Source organism: Pseudomonas sp. HLG18 (assembly GCF_051903985.1).
Classification (GTDB): domain Bacteria; phylum Pseudomonadota; class Gammaproteobacteria; order Pseudomonadales; family Pseudomonadaceae; genus Aquipseudomonas; species Aquipseudomonas fluorescens_BT.
Window position 1 is genome coordinate 3,620,345 of the sequence record NZ_CP195831.1, and the last position, 20,013, is coordinate 3,640,357.

The 20,013-nt window shown below is 60.4% G+C and carries 23 protein-coding genes and 1 pseudogene; 11 read left to right on the forward strand and 13 right to left on the reverse strand.

The window, feature by feature from the left end; all coding sequences use genetic code 11:
- Positions 1–79: 79 nt before the first annotated feature.
- The gene (locus tag ACSPX5_RS16610) at positions 80–835 is read left to right on the forward strand and encodes an SDR family NAD(P)-dependent oxidoreductase (RefSeq protein ID WP_439819927.1); all 756 of its coding nucleotides are present in this window, start codon (positions 80–82) and stop codon (positions 833–835) included.
- A gap of 61 nt (positions 836–896) precedes the next feature.
- On the opposite strand, the gene ACSPX5_RS16615 is transcribed toward ACSPX5_RS16610, so the two are convergent.
- Positions 897–1,334, reverse strand: a complete 438-nt coding sequence (locus tag ACSPX5_RS16615; RefSeq protein WP_439819928.1) for a multidrug/biocide efflux PACE transporter — start codon at positions 1,332–1,334, stop codon at positions 897–899.
- Positions 1,335–1,422: 88 nt separating this feature from the next.
- Here ACSPX5_RS16615 and ACSPX5_RS16620 point away from each other — a divergent pair, with 88 nt between their 5' ends.
- Positions 1,423–2,277, forward strand: coding sequence for a LysR family transcriptional regulator (locus ACSPX5_RS16620; protein WP_169431562.1), 855 nt, complete (start codon positions 1,423–1,425; stop codon positions 2,275–2,277).
- 75 nt (positions 2,278–2,352) lie between these two features.
- On the opposite strand, the gene ACSPX5_RS16625 is transcribed toward ACSPX5_RS16620, so the two are convergent.
- The gene (locus ACSPX5_RS16625) at positions 2,353–3,189 is read right to left on the reverse strand and encodes a LysR family transcriptional regulator (RefSeq protein WP_439819929.1); all 837 of its coding nucleotides are present in this window, start codon (positions 3,187–3,189) and stop codon (positions 2,353–2,355) included.
- A 111-nt stretch (positions 3,190–3,300) separates the two neighbouring features.
- Here ACSPX5_RS16625 and ACSPX5_RS16630 point away from each other — a divergent pair, with 111 nt between their 5' ends.
- Positions 3,301–4,026 carry an SDR family oxidoreductase gene (locus tag ACSPX5_RS16630; RefSeq protein ID WP_011335572.1) on the forward strand — a complete coding sequence of 242 codons (726 nt, stop codon included), beginning with the start codon at positions 3,301–3,303 and terminating at the stop codon, positions 4,024–4,026.
- 188 nt (positions 4,027–4,214) lie between these two features.
- Here the strand turns inward: ACSPX5_RS16630 and ACSPX5_RS16635 are convergent, their stop codons facing one another.
- The 3 genes from ACSPX5_RS16635 to ACSPX5_RS16645 are packed head-to-tail and all read right to left on the reverse strand — an operon-like array spanning position 4,215 to position 6,262.
- Positions 4,215–5,459, reverse strand: coding sequence for an RNA polymerase sigma factor (locus ACSPX5_RS16635; RefSeq protein ID WP_439819930.1), 1,245 nt, complete (start codon positions 5,457–5,459; stop codon positions 4,215–4,217).
- Entirely contained in the window at positions 5,452–5,796 is a 345-nt protein-coding gene (locus tag ACSPX5_RS16640; protein WP_007951101.1) for a YciI family protein, read from the reverse strand. Before ACSPX5_RS16640 ends, ACSPX5_RS16635 begins: the two co-directional genes overlap by 8 nt.
- 40 nt (positions 5,797–5,836) lie before the next feature.
- Positions 5,837–6,262 (reverse strand): YybH family protein, encoded by a 426-nt coding sequence (locus ACSPX5_RS16645; protein ID WP_169431566.1) that lies wholly within the window; start codon positions 6,260–6,262, stop codon positions 5,837–5,839.
- Positions 6,263–6,403: 141 nt separating this feature from the next.
- Between ACSPX5_RS16645 and ACSPX5_RS16650 the strand changes: the two genes are divergently transcribed.
- Both ACSPX5_RS16650 and ACSPX5_RS16655 read left to right on the forward strand, forming a co-directional pair.
- The gene (locus ACSPX5_RS16650) at positions 6,404–6,889 is read left to right on the forward strand and encodes a GNAT family N-acetyltransferase (RefSeq protein WP_439819931.1); all 486 of its coding nucleotides are present in this window, start codon (positions 6,404–6,406) and stop codon (positions 6,887–6,889) included.
- A gap of 17 nt (positions 6,890–6,906) precedes the next feature.
- Positions 6,907–7,512, forward strand: a complete 606-nt coding sequence (locus tag ACSPX5_RS16655; RefSeq protein WP_439819932.1) for a pyridoxamine 5'-phosphate oxidase family protein — start codon at positions 6,907–6,909, stop codon at positions 7,510–7,512.
- A 135-nt stretch (positions 7,513–7,647) separates the two neighbouring features.
- On the opposite strand, the gene ACSPX5_RS16660 is transcribed toward ACSPX5_RS16655, so the two are convergent.
- The 3 genes from ACSPX5_RS16660 to ACSPX5_RS16670 all read right to left on the reverse strand — a co-directional run bounded on the left by ACSPX5_RS16660 (position 7,648) and on the right by ACSPX5_RS16670 (position 9,679).
- A complete protein-coding gene (locus ACSPX5_RS16660) occupies positions 7,648–8,136 on the reverse strand; it encodes a GNAT family N-acetyltransferase (protein ID WP_007951113.1) in 489 nt (162 codons plus the stop codon).
- A gap of 317 nt (positions 8,137–8,453) precedes the next feature.
- Positions 8,454–8,948: a GyrI-like domain-containing protein gene (locus ACSPX5_RS16665; RefSeq protein WP_439819933.1), complete on the reverse strand. Its 495-nt coding sequence runs from the start codon at positions 8,946–8,948 to the stop codon at positions 8,454–8,456.
- Between the two features lie 68 nt (positions 8,949–9,016).
- A complete protein-coding gene (locus ACSPX5_RS16670; protein ID WP_439819934.1) occupies positions 9,017–9,679 on the reverse strand; it encodes a LysE family translocator in 663 nt (220 codons plus the stop codon).
- 139 nt (positions 9,680–9,818) lie between these two features.
- On the opposite strand from ACSPX5_RS16670, the gene alaC reads away from it, so the two are divergent.
- On the forward strand, positions 9,819–11,033 hold the full coding sequence (alaC, locus tag ACSPX5_RS16675) for an alanine transaminase (protein ID WP_439819935.1): 1,215 nt from the start codon (positions 9,819–9,821) through the stop codon (positions 11,031–11,033).
- A 95-nt stretch (positions 11,034–11,128) separates the two neighbouring features.
- Here alaC and ACSPX5_RS16680 read toward each other — a convergent pair whose 3' ends face one another.
- Both ACSPX5_RS16680 and ACSPX5_RS16685 read right to left on the reverse strand, forming a co-directional pair.
- Positions 11,129–12,481: a GntP family permease gene (locus tag ACSPX5_RS16680; RefSeq protein ID WP_169431577.1), complete on the reverse strand. Its 1,353-nt coding sequence runs from the start codon at positions 12,479–12,481 to the stop codon at positions 11,129–11,131.
- A gap of 82 nt (positions 12,482–12,563) precedes the next feature.
- On the reverse strand, positions 12,564–13,097 hold the full coding sequence (locus tag ACSPX5_RS16685) for a gluconokinase (RefSeq protein WP_064598881.1): 534 nt from the start codon (positions 13,095–13,097) through the stop codon (positions 12,564–12,566).
- A gap of 216 nt (positions 13,098–13,313) precedes the next feature.
- Between ACSPX5_RS16685 and ACSPX5_RS16690 the strand changes: the two genes are divergently transcribed.
- On the forward strand, positions 13,314–14,345 hold the full coding sequence (locus tag ACSPX5_RS16690) for a LacI family DNA-binding transcriptional regulator (protein WP_439819936.1): 1,032 nt from the start codon (positions 13,314–13,316) through the stop codon (positions 14,343–14,345).
- 1 nt (position 14,346) lies between these two features.
- Here ACSPX5_RS16690 and ACSPX5_RS16695 read toward each other — a convergent pair whose 3' ends face one another.
- Positions 14,347–15,219, reverse strand: coding sequence for a LysR family transcriptional regulator (locus ACSPX5_RS16695; protein WP_439819937.1), 873 nt, complete (start codon positions 15,217–15,219; stop codon positions 14,347–14,349).
- 121 nt (positions 15,220–15,340) lie between these two features.
- Between ACSPX5_RS16695 and ACSPX5_RS16700 the strand changes: the two genes are divergently transcribed.
- The 4 genes from ACSPX5_RS16700 to ACSPX5_RS16715 all read left to right on the forward strand — a co-directional run bounded on the left by ACSPX5_RS16700 (position 15,341) and on the right by ACSPX5_RS16715 (position 18,598).
- Positions 15,341–15,781 (forward strand): PACE efflux transporter, encoded by a 441-nt coding sequence (locus ACSPX5_RS16700; protein WP_064598890.1) that lies wholly within the window; start codon positions 15,341–15,343, stop codon positions 15,779–15,781.
- 125 nt (positions 15,782–15,906) lie between these two features.
- Positions 15,907–17,328, forward strand: a complete 1,422-nt coding sequence (locus tag ACSPX5_RS16705) for an MFS transporter (protein WP_439819938.1) — start codon at positions 15,907–15,909, stop codon at positions 17,326–17,328.
- A 153-nt stretch (positions 17,329–17,481) separates the two neighbouring features.
- Positions 17,482–18,039: a hypothetical protein gene (locus ACSPX5_RS16710; protein WP_439819939.1), complete on the forward strand. Its 558-nt coding sequence runs from the start codon at positions 17,482–17,484 to the stop codon at positions 18,037–18,039.
- Positions 18,040–18,235: 196 nt separating this feature from the next.
- Positions 18,236–18,598 (forward strand): hypothetical protein, encoded by a 363-nt coding sequence (locus tag ACSPX5_RS16715; RefSeq protein WP_323160676.1) that lies wholly within the window; start codon positions 18,236–18,238, stop codon positions 18,596–18,598.
- An 89-nt stretch (positions 18,599–18,687) separates the two neighbouring features.
- Here the strand turns inward: ACSPX5_RS16715 and ACSPX5_RS16720 are convergent, their stop codons facing one another.
- Both ACSPX5_RS16720 and ACSPX5_RS16725 read right to left on the reverse strand, forming a co-directional pair.
- Entirely contained in the window at positions 18,688–19,227 is a 540-nt protein-coding gene (locus ACSPX5_RS16720; protein WP_371320920.1) for a methyl-accepting chemotaxis protein, read from the reverse strand.
- Between the two features lie 9 nt (positions 19,228–19,236).
- Positions 19,237–20,007, reverse strand: a pseudogene (locus ACSPX5_RS16725) (PAS domain-containing protein); the annotation flags it as partial.
- Positions 20,008–20,013 lie beyond the last annotated feature (6 nt).

The window sequence follows — 20,013 nt, forward strand, 5'->3', positions numbered from 1 at the left end:
CTGTTCAGGCCTGTTTATCACCTCATGGCGGATAAATAAACTTTGCTGCATCAACCGTCACTGCTCTCGAGGAAATCCCATGAACCGCAAAATCGCATTGATCACCGGTGCCAGCCGTGGCCTCGGCAAGAACGCCGCCCTGCACCTCGCCGCGCAAGGCGTGGACATCATCGGCACCTATAACAGCCGCGCCGATGAAGCCCAGGCGCTGGTCGAGGAACTGAAAGCACTCGGCGCCAACGCCGTGATGCTGCAACTGGATGTCGGCCGCAGCGAAGGCTTTGCCGATTTCGCCGTGCGGGTCGGGCAAGCGCTGCAACAGCTCGGACAACCACGCTTCGACTTCCTGATCAATAACGCCGGGATTGGTGTGCATGCATCCTTCGCCGACACCACGCCGGAGCAGTTCGACCTGCTGATGAATGTGCAGTTGAAAGGGCCGTTCTTCCTGACTCAGCAACTGCTGCCGCTGATCAACAATGGCGGGCGGATCATCAACATCTCCAGCGGTCTGGCCCGCTTCACCCTGCCGGGTTACGCCGCTTACGCGGCGATGAAAGGCGCGATGGAAGTGCTGACCCGTTATCAGGCCAAGGAGCTCGGTGCGCGGCAGATCGCCGTGAACATCCTGGCACCCGGCGCCATCGAAACCGACTTCGGCGGCGGCGCGGTGCGCGACAATTCGGCGCTGAATGCGATGGTCGCCAGCAACACCGCACTGGGCCGTGCCGGGCAGCCGGATGACATTGGTGGTGCGCTGGCACTGCTGCTGGCGCCGGGGGCGCAATGGATCAACGGTCAGCGGATTGAAGCGTCGGGCGGGATGTTTCTCTAAACCCGGCAAAAATCCCGGACAAAAAAAAAACGCAGCCCTCACAGGCTGCGATTTTTTTGTTTCAGTGCTGGCAGACGCTGCGCATCACCAGTCGCTCGCGCACCACGTCATAACCCCAGTGGTAGATGTAGGTGTACGGCAGGAAGAACAGCAGCACGCCGATGTCGAGCAGAAACGCCTGCCACAGACTGACCGACAGCCACCAGGCAATCAGCGGCACGCCCATCACGATCAACCCGCCCTCGAACAGCAGCGCGTGCACCACCCGCACCCAGGCGTTGTGGGCGATGTTCCAGCGTTTGAGCAGGCGGTCGAAGAAGCCGTTGAACACCACGTTCCAGCCCAGGGCGAGCAGTGCAATGGCGATAGTGACGGCGCCCATTTCGACCAGCGGCTTGCCCATGATCCACGCCAGCAAAGGGGTACAGATCAGGATCGCCAGCAGTTCGAAACCGATGGCCTGGAAGATACGTTCAGTGATGGATTTGTTGGCAGTCATGGCCGAAGTCCTCTGTGAAGATGGTTGCCATGATCCAGCACCACACCGATACTTCATAACCAATAACCATCGATCAAGGCGATAGTTCATGGCTTCTCAGGAAGTGTTGCTGGCGTTCGTCCAGGCGGCGACTCAAGGCTCTTTTTCAGCGGCGGCGCGCAAACTCGGGCGCAGTCAGTCCACCGTCAGTGCAGCGGTGGCCAGCCTGGAAATCGATCTGGACCTGGTCCTGTTCGACCGCAGCAGCCGCAAACCGACGCTGACCCCGGCCGGCCACGTAATGCTGCAGCGGGCCGAGGCGATTCTGTCGGCCACCAGCCGCCTGGAAATGACCGCCCGGCAATTGGCCCAGGGCGTCGAGCCGAAACTCACGGTGGCGATCTCCGACACTTATCAGTCCGACCGTTTCGAAGCGGCACTGGTGGGTTTCGAGCAGCGCTATCCGGATCTGGAGCTGGAATGCCTGATCGCCGAATGTGAAGACCTGATCGAACTGGTGCAGCGCGGTCGGGCGCACCTGGCATTCGCCGAGATGCAGGACAATTACCCGCCGGATCTGGCGACCGCGACCGTCGCCGAACGTACTGAAATTGCCTTGTTCGTTGGCCGTAATCATCCGTTGGCGGCGCTGGAATCCGTCGATCAAACAGTCCTGGAGCAACATCGCGAGCTGCGCCTGGCCACCATCGTCAATCCTTATGACAGTCGCGGCAAAGGTCGGGTGTGGTCGGCGCCGAGTTATCTGATGCTGCTGGAAATGGCCGAAAAAGGCTTCGGCTGGGCGCCGCTGCCGCGCTGGCTGGTGGAGCGTTTCGGTAATGATCTGCTGGTTGAACTGAAGGTGCGCGGCTGGCCGAAACCGGTGTTCGTCGATGCGCTGTGGTCGCGGCTGTACCCGCCGGGGCCGGCGGGGAGCTGGTTGCTGAGCAAGATGCTGGAATAGCGGTGCCCTCAATCGCTAGCAGGCTAGCTCCCACACCGGACCTGTGGGAGCCAGCCTGCTGGCGATAGCGGCCGCTCAGGCCGCTGCAATATCGACCGGGCGGTTGACCTGAAAGTACTCGTGCAACCCGCGCATTGTCGGCAGCTCCAACGCCTGCGCCGCATAACACAATCCCACCCGCCGGGTCGGCGCCGGCAGGTGCAGCGCTCGCACCACGATGTGCGCATGCCCGCTGACCAAGGACTGCGGCAACATCGCCACGCCGACACCTGCCGCGACCATGTGAAGCGCCTGTTGCAGTGAACCGGTATGTCCCGCCACCGCTTCCGGCGAACGCCCGTACAGCGCCATCAATCGCTGATGGGAAGGATGCTGCGGGCAGGTGATCCAGTCCTCGATCGGCGCCCAGCCGGCCTGCGCGTTGGCCATCGGGTGATCGAGAGGCAGCGCCATCACATAGGATTCTTCCCACAGCGGCAGGAACAGTTCGTCTTCGCAGCACATTTCCTCGACCGCCAATCGACCATCGCCGTGACAGCCCTCTTCCAGAGTCAGCAGCAGATTGGGCAACGCCTGATGGGCCATGCGCACAAAGGCTTCGATGTGGCTGGCGGCGATATCGCCCTCGATGCCGAGGGTCAGTGGCGCGCGGTTTTCGCGGCCGCGAAACATCCGGCTCAACGCCTCGGATTCGGCCACCATCCGCCGCGCCTGGGGGTACAGCAGTCGCGCTTCGTCGCTGACTTCCACACCACGGGGCTGACGCACGAACAGCGTCGCGCCGAGTTCTTCTTCCAGCTGTTTGATGGTCGCCGACAACGTGGGCTGGCTGATGAACAGCCGTTGCGCGGCGGCGGTGATGTTGCGTTCCTCGAACACCGCGAGGAAGGCTTTGAGATGGCGGATATCCATAGGAGATTCCGATAGCAGACAGAGGAATAAGGCATTTTTCAGCCTCCAGCGGGCTAAATATACTGCGTCCCGAATCTGGTTATTTGTTTTTCTTATCTCAGGAGTTCAACCATGAGCAAGCCATTGATCATCATCACGGGCGCCAGCTCGGGCATCGGCGAAGCCACCGCTCGCCGCTTGAGCGCTGCCGGCCATCCACTGCTGTTGCTGGCCCGGCGCATCGAACGCCTCGAAGCACTGGCCCTGCCGAACACCCTCAGCCGCCGCGTCGACATCACCGACCGCGCCGCATTGCTGGCCGCTGTGGCCGAAGCGGAAGCGCAGTTCGGCCCGGCCGATGCGCTGATCAACAACGCCGGGGTGATGCTGTTGGGCGAGATGAGCAAACAGGACCCGGCGCAGTGGGACCAGATGCTCGACGTCAACGTGAAGGGTTTGCTCAACGGCGTGCATGCGGTGGTCGCCGGGATGATCGAGCGCAAGCACGGCACCATCATCAACGTCAGCTCGGTGGCCGGGCGCAAGACGTTCCCGAACCATGTGGCGTATGTCGGCACCAAGTTTGCGGTGCATGGATTGTCGGAAAACCTGCGTGAAGAGTTGTCGCCGCATAACGTGCGGGTGACCACGATTGCGCCGGGTGCGGTGGAGACCGAATTGTTGAGCCACACCACGGACGAGGCGATCAAGACCGGGTATCAGGCTTGGAAGCAGGACATGGGTGGGACGGTGTTGAGCGCCGAAGATGTGGCTACGGCGATTGCCTATGCGTATGGGCAGCCGCAGGGGGTTTGTATTCGGGAGATTGTGATGGCTGCGACTCGGCAACAGGCCTAAAGGCGAAAGGCAAAATCAAAAGCGCCCTCACCCTAACCCTCTCCCGGAGGGAGAGGGGACTGACCGGGGTGTCTTACGTAATACGCCGACCTGCAAGACCGAGCCGATTATGGATTCACGGAAATTCGTTCAGGTCGGTGATTTTCTGCAATATACCCGGATTGGTCCCCTCTCCCTCCGGGAGAGGGCTAGGGTGAGGGCAAGCGGTCCAAAGCCGAAAGCCGCCCCTCGATAAACCGCCGCTCCGGCTCCTGCCGAGTCAATTCCAAGGCACGCCGGTAAGCCGCCCGCGCCTCTTCACCCCGCCCCAACTGCCGACAAAACTCCGCCCGCGCCGAATGCGCCAGGTGGTAATCCTGCAACTCCCCACGGTCCAGAATTCCCTCGATCAAGGTCAACCCGGCCAGCGCCCCGTCCCGCTTGGCCACCGCCACCGCCCGGTTCAACTCGATCACCGGCGACGGCACCGCCCGCAGCAACACGTCATACAGCCCGACGATCTGCGCCCAGTCCGTCTCCCCCGCCGTCGGCGCTTCGGCGTGCACCGCCGCTATCGCCGCTTGCAGGCAATACGGTCCGAAGCGTCCGGTGGTCAGCGCTTTTTCCACCAGATCGCAGCCTTCGGCAATCAGCTCGGCATTCCACAATCCGCGATCCTGATCATCCAGCAAAATCAACTCACCATCGGGCGATGAGCGCGCCGACCGCCGCGATTCATGCAGCAACATCAGCGCCAGCAACCCCATGACTTCCGGGTCCGGCAACAACTCCAGCAGCAACCGCCCGAGGCGAATCGCCTCGCGGGTCAAATCCTCGCGGGTCACCTGGGCGCCGCCGGACGCCGAATAGCCCTCGTTGAACACCAGATAAATCACCCGCAGCACACTGTCGAGGCGTTCGGGCAATTCGCTCAAACTCGGGACTTGATAAGGGATTTTCGCATCGCGAATCTTCGCCTTGGCCCGCACGATGCGCTGGGCAATCGCTGCCGGGGCCGAGAGAAATGCGCGGGCGATTTCTTCAGTGGTGAGGTCGCAGACTTCACGCAGGGTCAGCGGCACTTGCGCGTCGGCCGCCAGCGCCGGGTGGCAGCAGGTGAAGATCAGGCGCAGGCGATCGTCTTCCACGTCTTCAACGTCCCATTCGGACTGTTCCAGCTCTTCCAGTTGCGCCAGCAACAACGGCTGCGAGGCCTTGAACCGTGCGCGCCGGCGCAACACGTCAATGGCCTTGAAGCGCCCGGTGGACACCAGCCACGCACGCGGGTTATCCGGCACACCATCGCGCTGCCAGCGTTCGACCGCGACGAAGAACGCCTCGTGCAAGGCTTCTTCGGCGAGGTCGAAATCGCCGAGCAGACGGATCAGGGTCGCGAGGATCCGCCGCGAGTCTTCGCGGTAGACCTGCGCGACCCGTGCCGCGACCTCAGACATTCAACTGCCGCACGGGACGCACTTCGACACTGCCGACCCGGGCCGCCGGAATGTTGCCGGCGACCTGAATCGCTTCGTTGAGGTCCCGTGCGTCGATCAGGTAGAAACCGGCCAGTTGCTCCTTGGTCTCGGCGAACGGGCCGTCGGTGATCGACAACTTGCCGTTGCGCATGCGCACCGTGGTGGCGGTCTGCACCGACTCCAGTGCTTCGGCGGCAACCATCCGGCCGCTGCCCTGGATCGACTCGGCGTAGGCCCAGCATTCGGCGTCTTCCGGGCTGTCGGGCGAGGAATGCAGCAGGCGCTCATCGCTGTAGACCAGGCATAAATACTTCATGGCATTCTCCTGAATCGGACGGATCAACTATGGCTGAAGATCAGGGTTTCGCATCAAACAGCGTCGAGCCGGTCATCGGATCGAACGGTGCCGACCAGTGTTCGTGGGCAATTTTCCACGCCCCGCCGACCAGCCGATAGCAGGCGGTGGCGCGCATCCAGCAACTCTGGGTTTCGCCCTTGTCATTGGTCCCGCCGCAATTGGCGACCCAGTGGGCGAAGGCGATGTTGTCGCCAGTCTCGATGGCGATTTCGTGGAACTCGAAGATGTGCGGGCCGGGGCACATTTCCATGCAATCCACCCAGTGGGCGCGATAGGCCTCTTTGCCCTTGAATTGCAGGGCCTTGATCGCATCGAACGAGAGGATGTCGTCGGCGTACAGCGCCATGACTTTCTCGACGTCCTTGGTCATGACGGCTTCGCGGTAGGTGTTAATCAGGGTCTGGATATCGCTTTGTGCGCTCATGGTGTTCTCCGTGTTTTTTGTTGTGAAGACACCCTTTGTCGTTCGGCGATTTGCCGGATCGACAGCTGAAACAAAAAAAATCCAGAGAACGCAAAGTCGCTAGAATCCGAGGCTCATCTTTGTAGGAAAAAGGAAATTCCCTTGTCAGCCAAACTCGTGCCGTACGAGAGCCTTAACGCCTTGCAGCGTCAGCAGGTCGAAGCGATTGAAATCCACGCCGAGCAGATCAAATTCTCCGGCGACATCCACGGTGCATTGCACACCCTGCTGTCGAAACCCGGCCCCGGCGTGAAGGGTTTTGCGCTGCTGGCAGAAGATGAGCCAGTGGCGTTCCTGCTGCTCAAGCGCCCGCCGGTGTTGCCGGAATGGGCCAATGAACACAGCGCCACCCTGCATGCACTGCAAGTCGATCACCGCGCACAGGGCAAGGGTTATGGCAAGGCTTGCCTGCTGGCGTTGCCGGACGTTGCGCGCCAGGCCTGGCCGGAAATCAAAGGACTGGAACTGTCGGTGGACGCCGACAACGACGCCGCGATTGCGCTGTACGCCAAGTACGGTTTCGTCGACAGCGGTGAAGCGTACAAGGGCCGCATCGGCTACGAGCGGCGCATGGGCCTGTTCTTCTAATCGTCGAGGGAACAACGATGATCGATTCAATCCAAGCGCTGGAAGCCATTTACGGATTGCCCCACGAACGGGCTGTGCGCAAGCAGATCGGTTTTCTCAACGAGGACTATCAGGCGATGGTCCGGGTCTCGCCGCTGGTGATTGTCAGCTCGGTCGGCGCCGACGGCATCGACGGCTCCCCGCGCGGCGATGCGCCGGGTTTTGTGCGGATCATCGACGAGCGCACTCTGGCCCTGCCGGATCGCCCGGGGAACAACCGCATCGATACCCTGCGCAACGTGCTGCACGATCCGCGAGTGTCGCTGTTGTTCATCATTCCGGGGATTGGCGAGACGTTGCGGGTCAATGGCACCGCGACCATCAGCGCTGATCCCGAGTTACTGGAAAGCTTCGCGGTCAACGGCAAACCGGCGCGCACGGTGTTGCTGGTGACGGTGGAGGCGGCGTTCTTTCATTGCTCGAAAGCGTTCGTGCGTTCGGATGCGTGGAATCCGCAAACCCATCTGCCGCGCTCGGCGCTGCCGACGGCGGGCGCGTTTCACAAGCGTCTGAATGATGGGCAGTTTGATGCCGAGGCTTATGATCGCGAGGCCCCGAAGCGAGTGCTCGACACGCTGTACTGACCAAAACTTGCAAACACCATTTTCCCTTGTGGGAGCGGGCTTGCTCGCGATGGCGGTGGGTCAGTCAAACTAAATATCGACTGACACGACGCCTTCGCGAGCAAGCCCGCTCCCACAGGGGATTTGCAGTGTTCTTCAGAGGGTCAGGATCATCTCGTGCCACGCCATCCCGCCGTGGTCGGACTCGGACGGTTTGATGTAGGCAAAACCGAATCCGGCGTACAGCGGGATGTGCCGCTCCTTGCACATCAGGTGAATGGTCGCCTTGCCCTGCTCGCGCATGCGTTCGATGAATTCGCCCAGCAGGCGCTTGGCCAGCCCCAGGCCCTGATAGTCCGGGTGCACCACCACCGACATGATCACCACGTTCGGCCCGGCCGGGTCGTGGCCGATCAGTTCCTTGAACGCCTCGTCGGACATCTGCACATCAAATGCCGCGCCGGAGTTGATGAAGCCGGCCACCTGCCCGTCCACTTCGGCGACGATGAAACCGTCCGGCCAGGTGGCGATGCGCGTGGCGATCTTCTCGCGGGTCGCGGCTTCGTCGCCTTCGTAGGCGAGGGTTTCGATGGCGTAGCAACGGTCCAGATCGGCGGCGGTGACGTGGCGGATGACGGTGTTCATGGCGGCTCGAAATCAGTGAAAACAAGGCCGCCAAGGATAAAGGAATAAGGTGTTCATATCGATCCGCACGGGCAGCGTAAAGCCTGCGTATAAGCGCTTTTCTTCGCAATCGGGACGGTCTATTCCTGAGCACTGTCTCTGATCACCCGAAGGGGAAACAGCTTATGAGCAGCGTGGAAATCGGTTTGTTGATGATGTTGGGCATCAGCTTCTTCGGCTTCATCACCTTGGGCATCGACCTGTTGCGGGCGCGACGGATCAAGGGCAAGTAAGACTGGACCGGCAGCGCGAAACGGGTTCGCGCTGCCGGTTGTAGATCAGGTTTTCTTTTCCACCGGGACGCAGATTTCCAGCTTGCCGGTGTTGGTTTTGGGATTGAAATCGGCGCTGTAGCGTTCCAGCTCCGGGGCGTTGAGCCCTTTGTACTCGGACGCCGGCAGCCAGGTGTTATAGATGTAATCAATGGTCTGCGGCAGCTGATCCAGCGAACCCTTGTGTTCGAACACCGCGTACTGGCGTGGCAGGATTTCGATCCACGGATACTTTTCCTGCGGGAAGTCGTCCAGCTTGCGGATTTCGACTCCGGCCATGTAATCGAAACCGCCGTTGCCGTCGAAATTGCTGCAGACACCGTAGGTCACTTCGCCCTTCTGCCCCGGAATGTTTCCGATGTGCGGGATCAATTTTTCCCACAGCGCAGGGATGTCCTGAACGGTCTCTTTGGTGAAGCGATCGCGAAAACCTGCAATCAGCAGGAAGTGTCCATGTTCGAAGCGAGGTTCAGCCACTTCGACGCGTTTTTGCTCATCCATGACTCGACTCCTTGAACGAAAAAAGTGGGTTCGGCTGGGAGTATAGAAGCCAAACCCGATTCGCACATTTACAGCGTATGCAGGGCCTCGGCGGCGCCGGAACCGACGAACTCGTTATAGCCCGATACGATCACGTAGACCGCGAAATAGCAGAAGATCGCTGCCGATGCCAGGTAGGAATAGCGCAGCAGTTTGTCGCCCAGCAACTTGCCGCCATGGCTCGCGGCGAAACACAGCCCCGCCGACCACAGCAGCCCGGCGCACAGGAAGCCGCCAAGGAACAGCGCCGAGCTCAAAGGACCGCCGCCGCCGGAGCGGGCGATCAACGTACCGCCCACGGCCGCGAACCAGAGGATGGCGCTCGGCGACGACATGGCGAGAAAAATCCCACGGAAGAATTCCTTGCGATGGGAGTTCTGGCCAACCTCGGCGGTCGCCGCCAATTGCGCCTCGTGGTGGATCGCCGAATACATCATCTTCGCCGCGAAGTAGATCAACAGCGCCGAACCGCCGATCCACAGCACCCAGCGCACAGTTTCGTATTGCAGCAGAACGGTCATTCCGGCCAGCGCCAGCACCGCGTAGATCAGGTCGCCGACGCAGGTGCCGAGACCCAGTGCGAAGCCTTGAAAATAGCCGCGCTGCATCGCCAGGGTGATCATCGCGATGTTGGCCACGCCGATATCCAGGCACAGCGAAAGGCTCAACAAAAAGCCGCTGGTGAATTCCATTAACCGTTTTCCTTGGGAAAAAATTGTTGTCGTGCACGCTGGACAGCCTGCCATCGCTGCCCTTATCTTCCGCCACAGGTCACCGCAGTGACCAGCGTCGCTCGGACGGTTCCGGGCGCTTACGTTATCCGAGGCAACAATGGCTGAACAAGGTTCGCCGCGCCGCTTTGCGCGCATAGATCGACTCCCCCCTTACGTTTTCAACATCACTGCCGAGCTGAAGATGGCCGCCCGACGTCGTGGCGAAGACATCATCGACTTGAGCATGGGCAACCCCGACGGCGCCACGCCGCCGCACATCGTTGAAAAACTGGTGCAGGTTGCACAACGCGAAGACACCCACGGTTACTCCACGTCCAAGGGCATTCCGCGCCTGCGTCGGGCGATTTCCAACTGGTACAAGGAACGCTACGAGGTCGAGATCGACCCGGAAAGCGAAGCCATCGTCACCATCGGTTCCAAGGAAGGCCTGGCGCACCTGATGCTGGCGACCCTGGATCAGGGCGACACCGTGCTGGTACCGAACCCGAGCTACCCGATTCACATCTACGGTGCCGTGATTGCCGGCGCCCAGGTGCGGTCGGTGCCACTGGTGCCGGGCGTGGATTTCTTTGCCGAGCTGGAACGGGCGATTCGCGGCTCGATCCCGAAACCGAAGATGATGATCCTCGGCTTCCCGTCCAACCCCACCGCCCAGTGCGTGGAGCTGGATTTCTTCGAGCGGGTGATCGCCCTCGCCAAACAGTACGACGTGCTGGTGGTGCACGACCTGGCTTACGCCGACATCGTCTACGACGGCTGGAAAGCCCCGTCGATCATGCAGGTGCCGGGCGCCAAGGACATCGCGGTGGAGTTTTTCACCCTGTCCAAGAGCTACAACATGGCGGGCTGGCGCATTGGTTTCATGGTCGGCAACCCGGAACTGGTCAGCGCCCTGGCGCGAATCAAGAGCTACCACGACTACGGCACCTTCACCCCGCTGCAGGTGGCCGCAATTGCTGCGCTGGAAGGCGATCAGCAATGCGTGCGCGACATCGCCGAGCAATATCGCCAGCGTCGCAACGTACTGGTCAAAGGCCTGCATGAACTGGGCTGGATGGTCGAGAACCCGAAAGCCTCGATGTACGTCTGGGCGAAGATTCCCGACGCCTACGCCCATCTCGGTTCGCTGGAGTTCGCCAAGAAGCTGCTGGCCGAGGCCAAGGTCTGCGTCTCGCCGGGCGTTGGTTTCGGTGAGTACGGCGACGATCACGTGCGCTTCGCGCTGATCGAGAACCAGGACCGGATTCGCCAGGCCGTACGCGGGATTCGCGGGATGTTCCGGGCGGATGGCCTGGCACCGAAAATCGTCTGACGACACGCTCCCACAGGGTTCGGTTGTCCAGCCTGTAAATTGATCGCCCACAAAAAACCGCATCGCTGCGGTTTTTTTGTGTCTTGCGTTCGAGGTTAAACGAACAGGGACAACAACAGAATAAAGCCCAGGCCAACCACCGACAGGATGGTTTCCATCGCCGTCCAGGTCTTGAAGGTCTCAGCCACGGTCATGTTGAAGTACTGCTTCACCAGCCAGAAACCGGCATCGTTGACGTGGGACAGGATCAAGGAGCCGGCACCGGTGGCCAGCACCAGCAGCTCACGGTTCACGCCCGGGATCATCCCCACGACTGGCACCACAATACCCGCACCGGTGATGGTCGCCACAGTGGCCGAACCGGTCGCGATGCGGATCACCGCCGCCACCAGCCACGCCAGCAGGATCGGCGAGATCTGCGCGCTGACCGCCATGTGGCCGATCACGTCGCCCACACCGCTGGTCACCAGCATCTGCTTGAAGCCACCGCCGGCGCCGATGATCAGGATGATCGCGGCAGTTGGCGCCAGGCTGGCGTCGAGCCACTTGAGCATCTGTTGGGAACCGATGCCCTGCTTGGCGCCGAAGGTGTACAGCGACAGCAGCAATGCCAGCAGCAGCGCCGAAATCGGGTGACCGATCATGTCCATCCAGGTGCGGAAGAAATGACCGTCCGGCAGCGCCACATCAGCGAAGGTTTTCAACAGCATCAGGAACACCGGCAGCAGCACGGTGACCAGGGTGATACCGAAGCTTGGCAGTTTGGTCGAATCGGTTTCACGGGCCAGTTGATCGACCAGTTCCTGGTTCGGATGACCCGGGATGTGCTTGGCGATGAACGTACCGAAGATCGGACCGGCAATGATGGCGGTCGGCAGCGCGACGATCAGACCGTAGAGAATGGTCTTGCCGATGTCGGCACCGAACACGCCGATGGCCAGCAGCGGGCCCGGGTGCGGCGGCACCAGGCCGTGCACGGCGGACAGGCCGGCGAGCAGCGGAATACCGATCTTGATGATCGACACACCGGTGCGGCGAGCGACGATGAACACCAGCGGAATCAGCAGCACGAAGCCGATTTCGAAGAACAGCGGAATGCCCACCAGGAACGCGGCGAACATCATGGCCCACTGAACCTTGTCCTTGCCGAACGCGCGGATCAGGGTCTGGGCGATCTGATCGGCACCGCCGGATTCGGCCATCATTTTGCCGAGCATGGTGCCCAGCGCGAGGATGATGCCGACGAAACCGAGCACACCACCGAAGCCGTCCTGGAACGCCTTGATGATGGTGCCGATCGGCATGCCGGACGTCAGGCCGAGGAACGCGGCGGCGATGGTCAGGGCAATGAAGGGATGGAGCTTGAACTTGGTGATCAGGACGATAAGCCCGATCACCGTGACCACTGCATCAAGCAGCAGGTAGGCGTCATGGGACATGCCAAACATTGGGGGTGTCTCCTGGTTTGTTGTTGTTATTAAAGCGGGTTAATCAGAAGTCGAAAGGACAGCGCTATCTTCGCAATCACACTCATACCGCCTGTTTCAGGCCATGGGCCTGCCACCAGACGTGGGCTTGCGACGCCAGTTCTTCAACGCTGTGGATCGAAGCATTCAGGGCCAGGGTCAACGGCTCGCCCTTGGGCGATTCGAGGGTGGCGAACTGGCTTTCGATCAAGGTCGCCGGCATGAAGTGGCCCGGACGGTGGGACACACGTTCGGCGGCCACTTCAGGCGTCAATTCGAGGAACACGAAGCCCAGACCCGGCAAGGCGCTGCGCAGCACTTCGCGGTAACTGTGTTTGAGGGCCGAGCAGGTCAGCACCGGACGTTCGCCCAGGGCGTCGACGCGGCGCAGTTCATCGCACAGGCTGTCGAGCCAGCCGGCACGGTCTTCGTCGTTCAGGGGGATCCCCGCGCTCATCTTTTCGATGTTCGCGGCCGGATGGAAAGTATCGCCTTCAATGGCAGTGGCGCCGCTCAATTGGCACAGGGCCTCGCTGACGCACGTCTTGCCGCAACCGGCAACGCCCATGATGACCAGGGCGGTGATGGGATGATTCATGTAACACCTCAGCGCGCAGACAGCGCTACCTTTGCTAGCTATGACTCTAGTGCACAGGCAGAAGTTGCCGACGCCTTCTTGTCGTTTTTTTGGGTTGCAGCAGGTTTTGTCCGTACGCCAAAAAGCGAGGATCAGGCAGGACCTCGCTTACGCATTTGCAGCTGCATAAGGACAGCGCTACCTTAGTGCCTTGATTTTTGTTTGGCAAGCCGCCCGATGACCACCCCTAAAAACGATAAAAACACCCGCACCACCGGCCGTCCCACCCTCAATGAAGTTGCCCGGCTGGCCGGGGTCAGTCCGATTACCGCCTCGCGCGCCTTGCGCGGGGTCAGCACGGTTGCCACAGATCTGGTGGAAAAAGTGCAAAAAGCCGCGCTGGAACTCAACTACGTGGTCAACCCCGCCGCCCGCGCCCTGGCGTCGGCCCAGAGCCATTCGGTGGTGGTGCTGGTGCCTTCGCTGTCCAACCTGCTGTTCATCGACACCCTGGAAGCCATTCATCGGGTGCTGACGCCCAAAGGCTTTGAAGTGCTGATCGGCAACTTCCACTACTCGCGTGATGAAGAAGAAAACCTGCTGCGCAACTACATGGCCTATCAGCCACGCGGTTTGCTGCTGACCGGCTTCGACCGCACCGAAAGTTCGCGACGGATGATCGAGGCCAGCAACATTCCCTGCGTGTACATGATGGAACTGGACAGCGCCGCCGGGGTGAACTGCGTCGGTTTCTCCCAGCTCAGCGCCGGGGAAACCGCCGCCGAGCATTTGCTGTCCCGTGGCCGCAAGCGTCTGGCGTACATCGGCGCGCAACTCGATCAGCGCACCCTGCTGCGCGGTGAAGGCTTTCGCAAGGCGTTGCAGAAGGCTGGTCGCTATGACCCGGATTTGGAAGTGCTGACACCGCGCTCATCGTCCGTGGGCCTGGGTGGCGAGTTGTTCCTGCAACTGCTGGCGGCGCACCCGGATGTCGATGCGATCTTCTTTGGCAATGACGACCTGGCCCAGGGCGCCCTGCTCGAAGCGCTGCGCAACGGAATCAAAATCCCCGAACAAGTGGCGATCCTCGGTTTCAACGACCTGCCGATGTCGGAGCACATGGTGCCGCGCCTGAGCAGCATCAACACGCCCCGCGAAGCGATCGGCAAGCGTGCGGCGGAGCAGATGCTGACGCTGATGGCCGGTAACAGCGTGGCGCGGCCGGTGGAGGACATGGGCTTCGAACTGAAGATTCGCGAGAGCACCTGACTCAACCTCCCAGCAACTCCACCAGAGCCAGCGCGCCCTTCTGCAACGGCTGGCTCTTGAGCCACACCGCGTGCACCGGCAGCACCAGACCGTTTTCGATGTTGCGAAAATTCAGCCGTTTCAAGCGTCCGCTATCGAGCCACGGCTGTACCACCGACAACGGAAAATTGCCCCAACCCAACCCCGCCTCGACCATTTCCAGCGCCGTTTCCAGGCTGTCGGTGCGCCAGTGGGATTCGGCCACCAGCGGCCGGGTTTCGCTGATCGGCAAGTCGCGACTGCCGACGACGATCTGCCGGACATGCACCAGATCCTCGAGAAACAGGTCCTGCCCCTGCAACAGCGGACTGTCCGCCACCAGCGTGGCGATCATCCGCTCAGTGCCGACAAACTGAAAACGCTCCAGCACATTCACGCTCAACCCGGCGAACGCCAGGCACACGCTGATCCGACCACTGTGGAGCATCGCCAGCACATCGTCCTGTGGCGCGGTCAGCACTTCAATGTCGAGCAGCGGATGGCGCTCGCTGATGTCCTTGATCGCCGTCAGCAACCGTCGGCGATCGATATCCGCCGCCACGCCGATCGATAACTTGCTCTCCAGCCCCAACGACAACTGCACCGCGTGCACCTGCAATTGCTTGAGCTGATCGGCGATCAATCGCGCATGGGGAACCAGCGAAAGTGCCATGGCCGTGGGTTGCGGTTCTCGGTGACGACGGTCGAACAGCGGGTAGCCGAGTTCGGCTTCAAGATTGCCGATGGCCATGCTCACCGCCGAGGGGACTTTTCCCAATGCCCTGGCAGCCGCGGAAAACGAGCCGCGCTCGATCACGGCGAGAAACAGCTCGATGCTTTCACTGTTGAAATTCACTTCGCACACCTATCAATAAAACTGAAAGCTACTGACTTTTTCTGTCACCTCCATTGAAGCTATCTTTCGTCGCCTTCGCCAGCCCCACTGGCCACAAGTCGCAAGAAAGAGGCAATTCCCCATGCAAGGCGTCAAACGCAAACTGGTTTATGTGTCGCTCTATGAAGTGATCGGCATGACCTTCTCGGCCCTCGGCCTGGCCCTGTTGTCCGGCACTTCGCCCGGCAGCACCGGCCCGCTGGCGGTGATCATCACCACCATCGCCGTGACCTGGAACTTCATCTACACCTCGCTGTTCGAGCGTTGGGAAAGCCGTCAGGTGTCACGCACCCGCACGGTCAAACGCCGTATCGCCCACGCCGTCGGATTTCAACTGACGCTGATCGTGTTCCTGATTCCCCTGATCGCGTGGTGGATGAACATCAGTCTGGTGCAGGCCTTTTTGCTGGATCTGGCGCTGATCGTGTTTATCCCTTGCTACACCTTCGCGTTCAACTGGTTGTTCGATAAGGTGTTCGGCTTGCCAGCGTCTGCGCTGCCGGATCCGCAGCCCGCGACATAAATCGTTAATTGGTAAGCGGATATTGCAAGAAATCGGCGGTTTTCCCTCGCCAACCGCCGATATAAACAATCCTTGATTTCCGATAGCAGGCTAAGCTTTTCCATCAATAAAAAATGGATCAGCCCATGACTGCAAACGCCCCCGCCGCGCAACGCGACGGCATCGACCCGATACGCGCCGCCGAGATTTCCGCCCGCATCGACCGCCTCCCGGCAGTCGCCACGATCTGGCGGCTGGTGGCGCTGCTGTCGATCGGTGGTTTCTTCGAACTCTACGACCTGTTCCAGACCGCCTACATCAGCCCCGGCCTGATCCGCGACGGCATTTTCGCCACCGGCAATCAGGGCGTGTTCGGGTTCTCCGATCAGGCTGCGTTCGCCTCGGCGACGTTCCTCGGACTGTTTCTCGGTGCCAGCCTGCTGAGCCCGATGGCGGACCGTTTCGGGCGGCGGGCGATCTTCACCTTCGCGCTGGTCTGGTACACCGTCGCCACAGTTTTGATGGGCGTGCAGAGTTCGGCACTGGGGATCATCTGCATGCGTTTTCTGGTGGGCATCGGTCTCGGCATCGAACTGGTGACCATCGACGCCTACCTCTCGGAACTGGTGCCCAAGCGCATGCGCAGTTCGGCGTTCGCTTTCGCGTTTTTCGTGCAGTTCCTGTCGGTGCCAGCAGTGGCGTTGATGTCCTGGTGGCTGGTGCCGCAGGCGCCGTTCGGGGTGTCCGGCTGGCGTTGGGTGGTGTTGGCCAGCGCAGTGTTTGCGCTGTTCATCTGGTGGCTGCGCAAACGTCTGCCGGAGTCGCCGCGCTGGCTGGCCCAGCATGGCCGTTTCGATGAGGCGAACCGGATTCTCGACGGCATCGAGGCGCGCTGCGAGAAAGATTACCGTCAACCACTGGACGCACCGGAAGCCGTGGCAGTGGACGTCGAAGGCAAGGGCCGTTTCGCCGATATCTGGCAACCGCCCTATCGCCGCCGCGCGTTGATGCTGATCGTCTTCCACATCTTCCAGGCCATCGGCTTTTTCGGCTTCGGCAACTGGCTGCCGGCGCTGCTTTCCGGTCAGGGTGTCAGCGTCACTCACAGCCTGATGTACGCGTTCATCATCACCCTCGCCTACCCGCTCGGGCCGTTGCTGTTCGTCAAATTCGCCAACCGCTTCGAGAACAAGTGGCAGATCGTCGGCTCGGCCCTCGGCGCCATGAGCTTCGGCACCTTGTTCGCGTTGCAGACCAGCGCCTTCGGCCTGATCTTCTGCGGGGTGATGATCACCTTCTGCAACGCCTGGCTGAGCTTCAGTTATCACTCCTATCAGAGCGAACTGTTCCCCACCAACATCCGCGCCCGGGCCGTGGGGTTCTGCTATTCGTTCAGTCGCTTGTCGACGGTGTTCAGCAGCCTGCTGATCGGTTTGTTCCTCGACCACTTCGGCACGCCGGGCGTACTGGCGTTCATCGTCGCCAGCATGCTGATCGTGATGCTGACCATCGGCTACTTCGGCCCCCGCACCCGCAACCTCGCACTGGAAAACATCGCCCATCGCTAACGGACAACGGTCATCCTCTGCCGCCCACCGGCAAGGGATGACCGCTTCGCTGGCTCACGCGAAACAACAAGCCATTGAAATAAAAGGACTTACTCGAAAGGCACGGTATTTGCTGTCCAGGACTGACAGTCATTACCTACAGGTCCTTTCATCATGTTGGTCAGTGCAAAACAACAGCAAATCATTCACCTGCCCAAGCCGCTGAATGACGATGCAACCGCCACGGCAGCGGCCGGTCTGCAAGGCGGCCTGCACGGCGCGATGCTGCAGACCCTGCAAAACCAGGCCCAGGCGCAAACCGCCGAAGCCACCGCCAAAGTGCAGGAATCGGCCACCCAACTGGCGACCCGGCAAGTCGGCGAAGCCACCCGCATCAGCGACAACGTCGACGAAGCATTCGCCAAGACCCGTGTCGCCCTGCAAACCTCCGATACTTCGCCGAGCAAATCCACAGGCTCATCGGCCCTGGACGAGTTCAAGGACTACATGAGCAAAACGCCGGAACAGCGTCTGCGCGACAGTATCCTTCAGGAAATGGGCCTGACCGAGGACGACATCAAAGCCATGCCGCCGGAGAAACAACTGGCCATCGGCAAAGAGATCGCCGATCGCCTGCAGGACAAGATGAAGCTGGCGCAGTCCGATAAAGCGAACCCTAACGAGGTCAAGGACAGCGACAAGATGGCGGACAAGTTTCTCGCCTCGCTTTAACGTCCGTAGACAGCTTTCAGTCGAACGCTGTCTATTTCCTCTCCAGAGTAAATCCCGCATCTATTTTAACCACTCATCCGATTCAGTGTTTTACCTGTCAGATCTGACAGTTGCCATCATCAGAACTCTGTCCCTTAATCGATCGCGTGGTTTTGTTATGGCCACATGATCATTAACGCTGAACAGGAGTTCGAAAATGAAAAAAAATATTTTTGAAGGTCATTTCAACGCGAAAAGTTTTTTCAATGGCGTAGACCTTGGCAAAGATTTCAACTCGTCGGAAGTCGAGTTCACCGTCGGTAGTTTCCGAGCCTATGGCCCAGAGGGCTTCGTGCAAATCGATTACGGTCGTGAGCTTCAGGAAGGAGTTAACAACGTCAGTGTCGGTGTTGGGCACCCTGGCTTCATGACTTTTCTGGGAAACCCTGTTGACGGGAAACTAGAGGTGACGGTCAATAATCTTCAAGATCATCAAACCGCTAAGTTTTTTGGCTATTACCACGATCCGATAGGGCGGAATATCAAGTTGGAGGGAGATTTCGAGGGCACGTATAAGTAACCGGTCAGAATCAGGGACTCTGCTAACTGACAGAGTCCTTGCCGACCCGCAGGAATTTGAGACGAGCGGCGTTGCCACCCTTCGCAGATCTAATTCAACTGCAACGTCTCATTGAACTGGCTGATCGCATCCACCACATGCCGCGAACCCTGCTGAATCTCCCGGATCGCGTCGCCCGCCTCGTTCGCCAGTTCCACCCCGAGCCCGGTGCGGCTCAGGCTCGACTGCATGCTCGACACTGCGCTCAGTGACAGCTCATGGTTCTTGCGCACCACATCGACGATCTCCAGGGTCGCCTGACTGGTCCGCGCCGCGAGGCTGCGCACTTCGTCCGCCACCACCGCAAAACCACGCCCGTGCTCACCGGCCCGCGCTGCTTCGATGGCCGCGTTGAGCGCCAGCAGGTTGGTCTGGTCGGCAATCCCGCGAATGGTCTGGACGATGGTGCCGATGATGTCCGACTGTTTGCTGACCGCATCGATGCTCAGCGCCGCTTCGTTGAGGTCGCGGGAAATGTCCTGAATGATCTGCACCGTTTGCTGCACGACCTGTGAGCCTTTTTGCGCGCAGGCGTCGTTTTGTACCGAGGTGCTGTGGGCCGATTCCGCGGCGGTCTGCAGCGTGGTCATCTGATGGGTGATGTCGCTGGCGAACTTCACCACTTTGTACAACCGGCCCTTGGCGTCGAACAGCGGGTTGTAAGAAGCTTCGAGGTAAACGGTTTGCCCGGACTTGTTCTTGCGCTCGAAGCGGTGCGAGTGATATTCGCCGCGATTGAGCGAAGCCCAGAACGCTTTGTACTGCGCGGATTCGGCCTCGACCCGGTGACAGAACAGACTGTGGTGATGGCCGACGATTTCGTTGAGCGAGTACTGCATGGTCTTGAGAAAGTTGTCGTTGGCGGTGATTACATTGCCTTGCGGGGTGAACTCGATCACCGCCATCGAACGGCCGATGGCGGCCAGCATGCTTTCTTCTTCCTTTTCCTTGTTCACGCGCGCGGTGATGTCCGCCGCCACTTTGATCACACTTCGGACTTGTTTGTCCGGGCCATACACCGGCATGTAACTGGCTTCCAGCCAGATCTCCCGACCGCTTTTGTTCAAGCGCAGGAAAGTGCCGCTGATGGGTTCGCCACGGGCCAGGTCACGCCACAACTTGGCGTATTCCTCGCTGCGGTAAAACGCCTCTTCACAAAAGATCCGGTGATGTTTGCCACGCACTTCTTCGGCGCTGTAACCCATGGTCTTGCAGAAGTTCTCATTGGCATCCAGCACGATGCCCTCGGGGGTGAATTCGATCATTGCCATCGAACGGCTGATCGCCGCCAACTTCGCGTTGGTTTCGGTCAGGGCACAGCTGAAGCGCTCGATTTCCTGCAGGTCAGCCTTGTGATGTAGGTTGAACATGTCTCT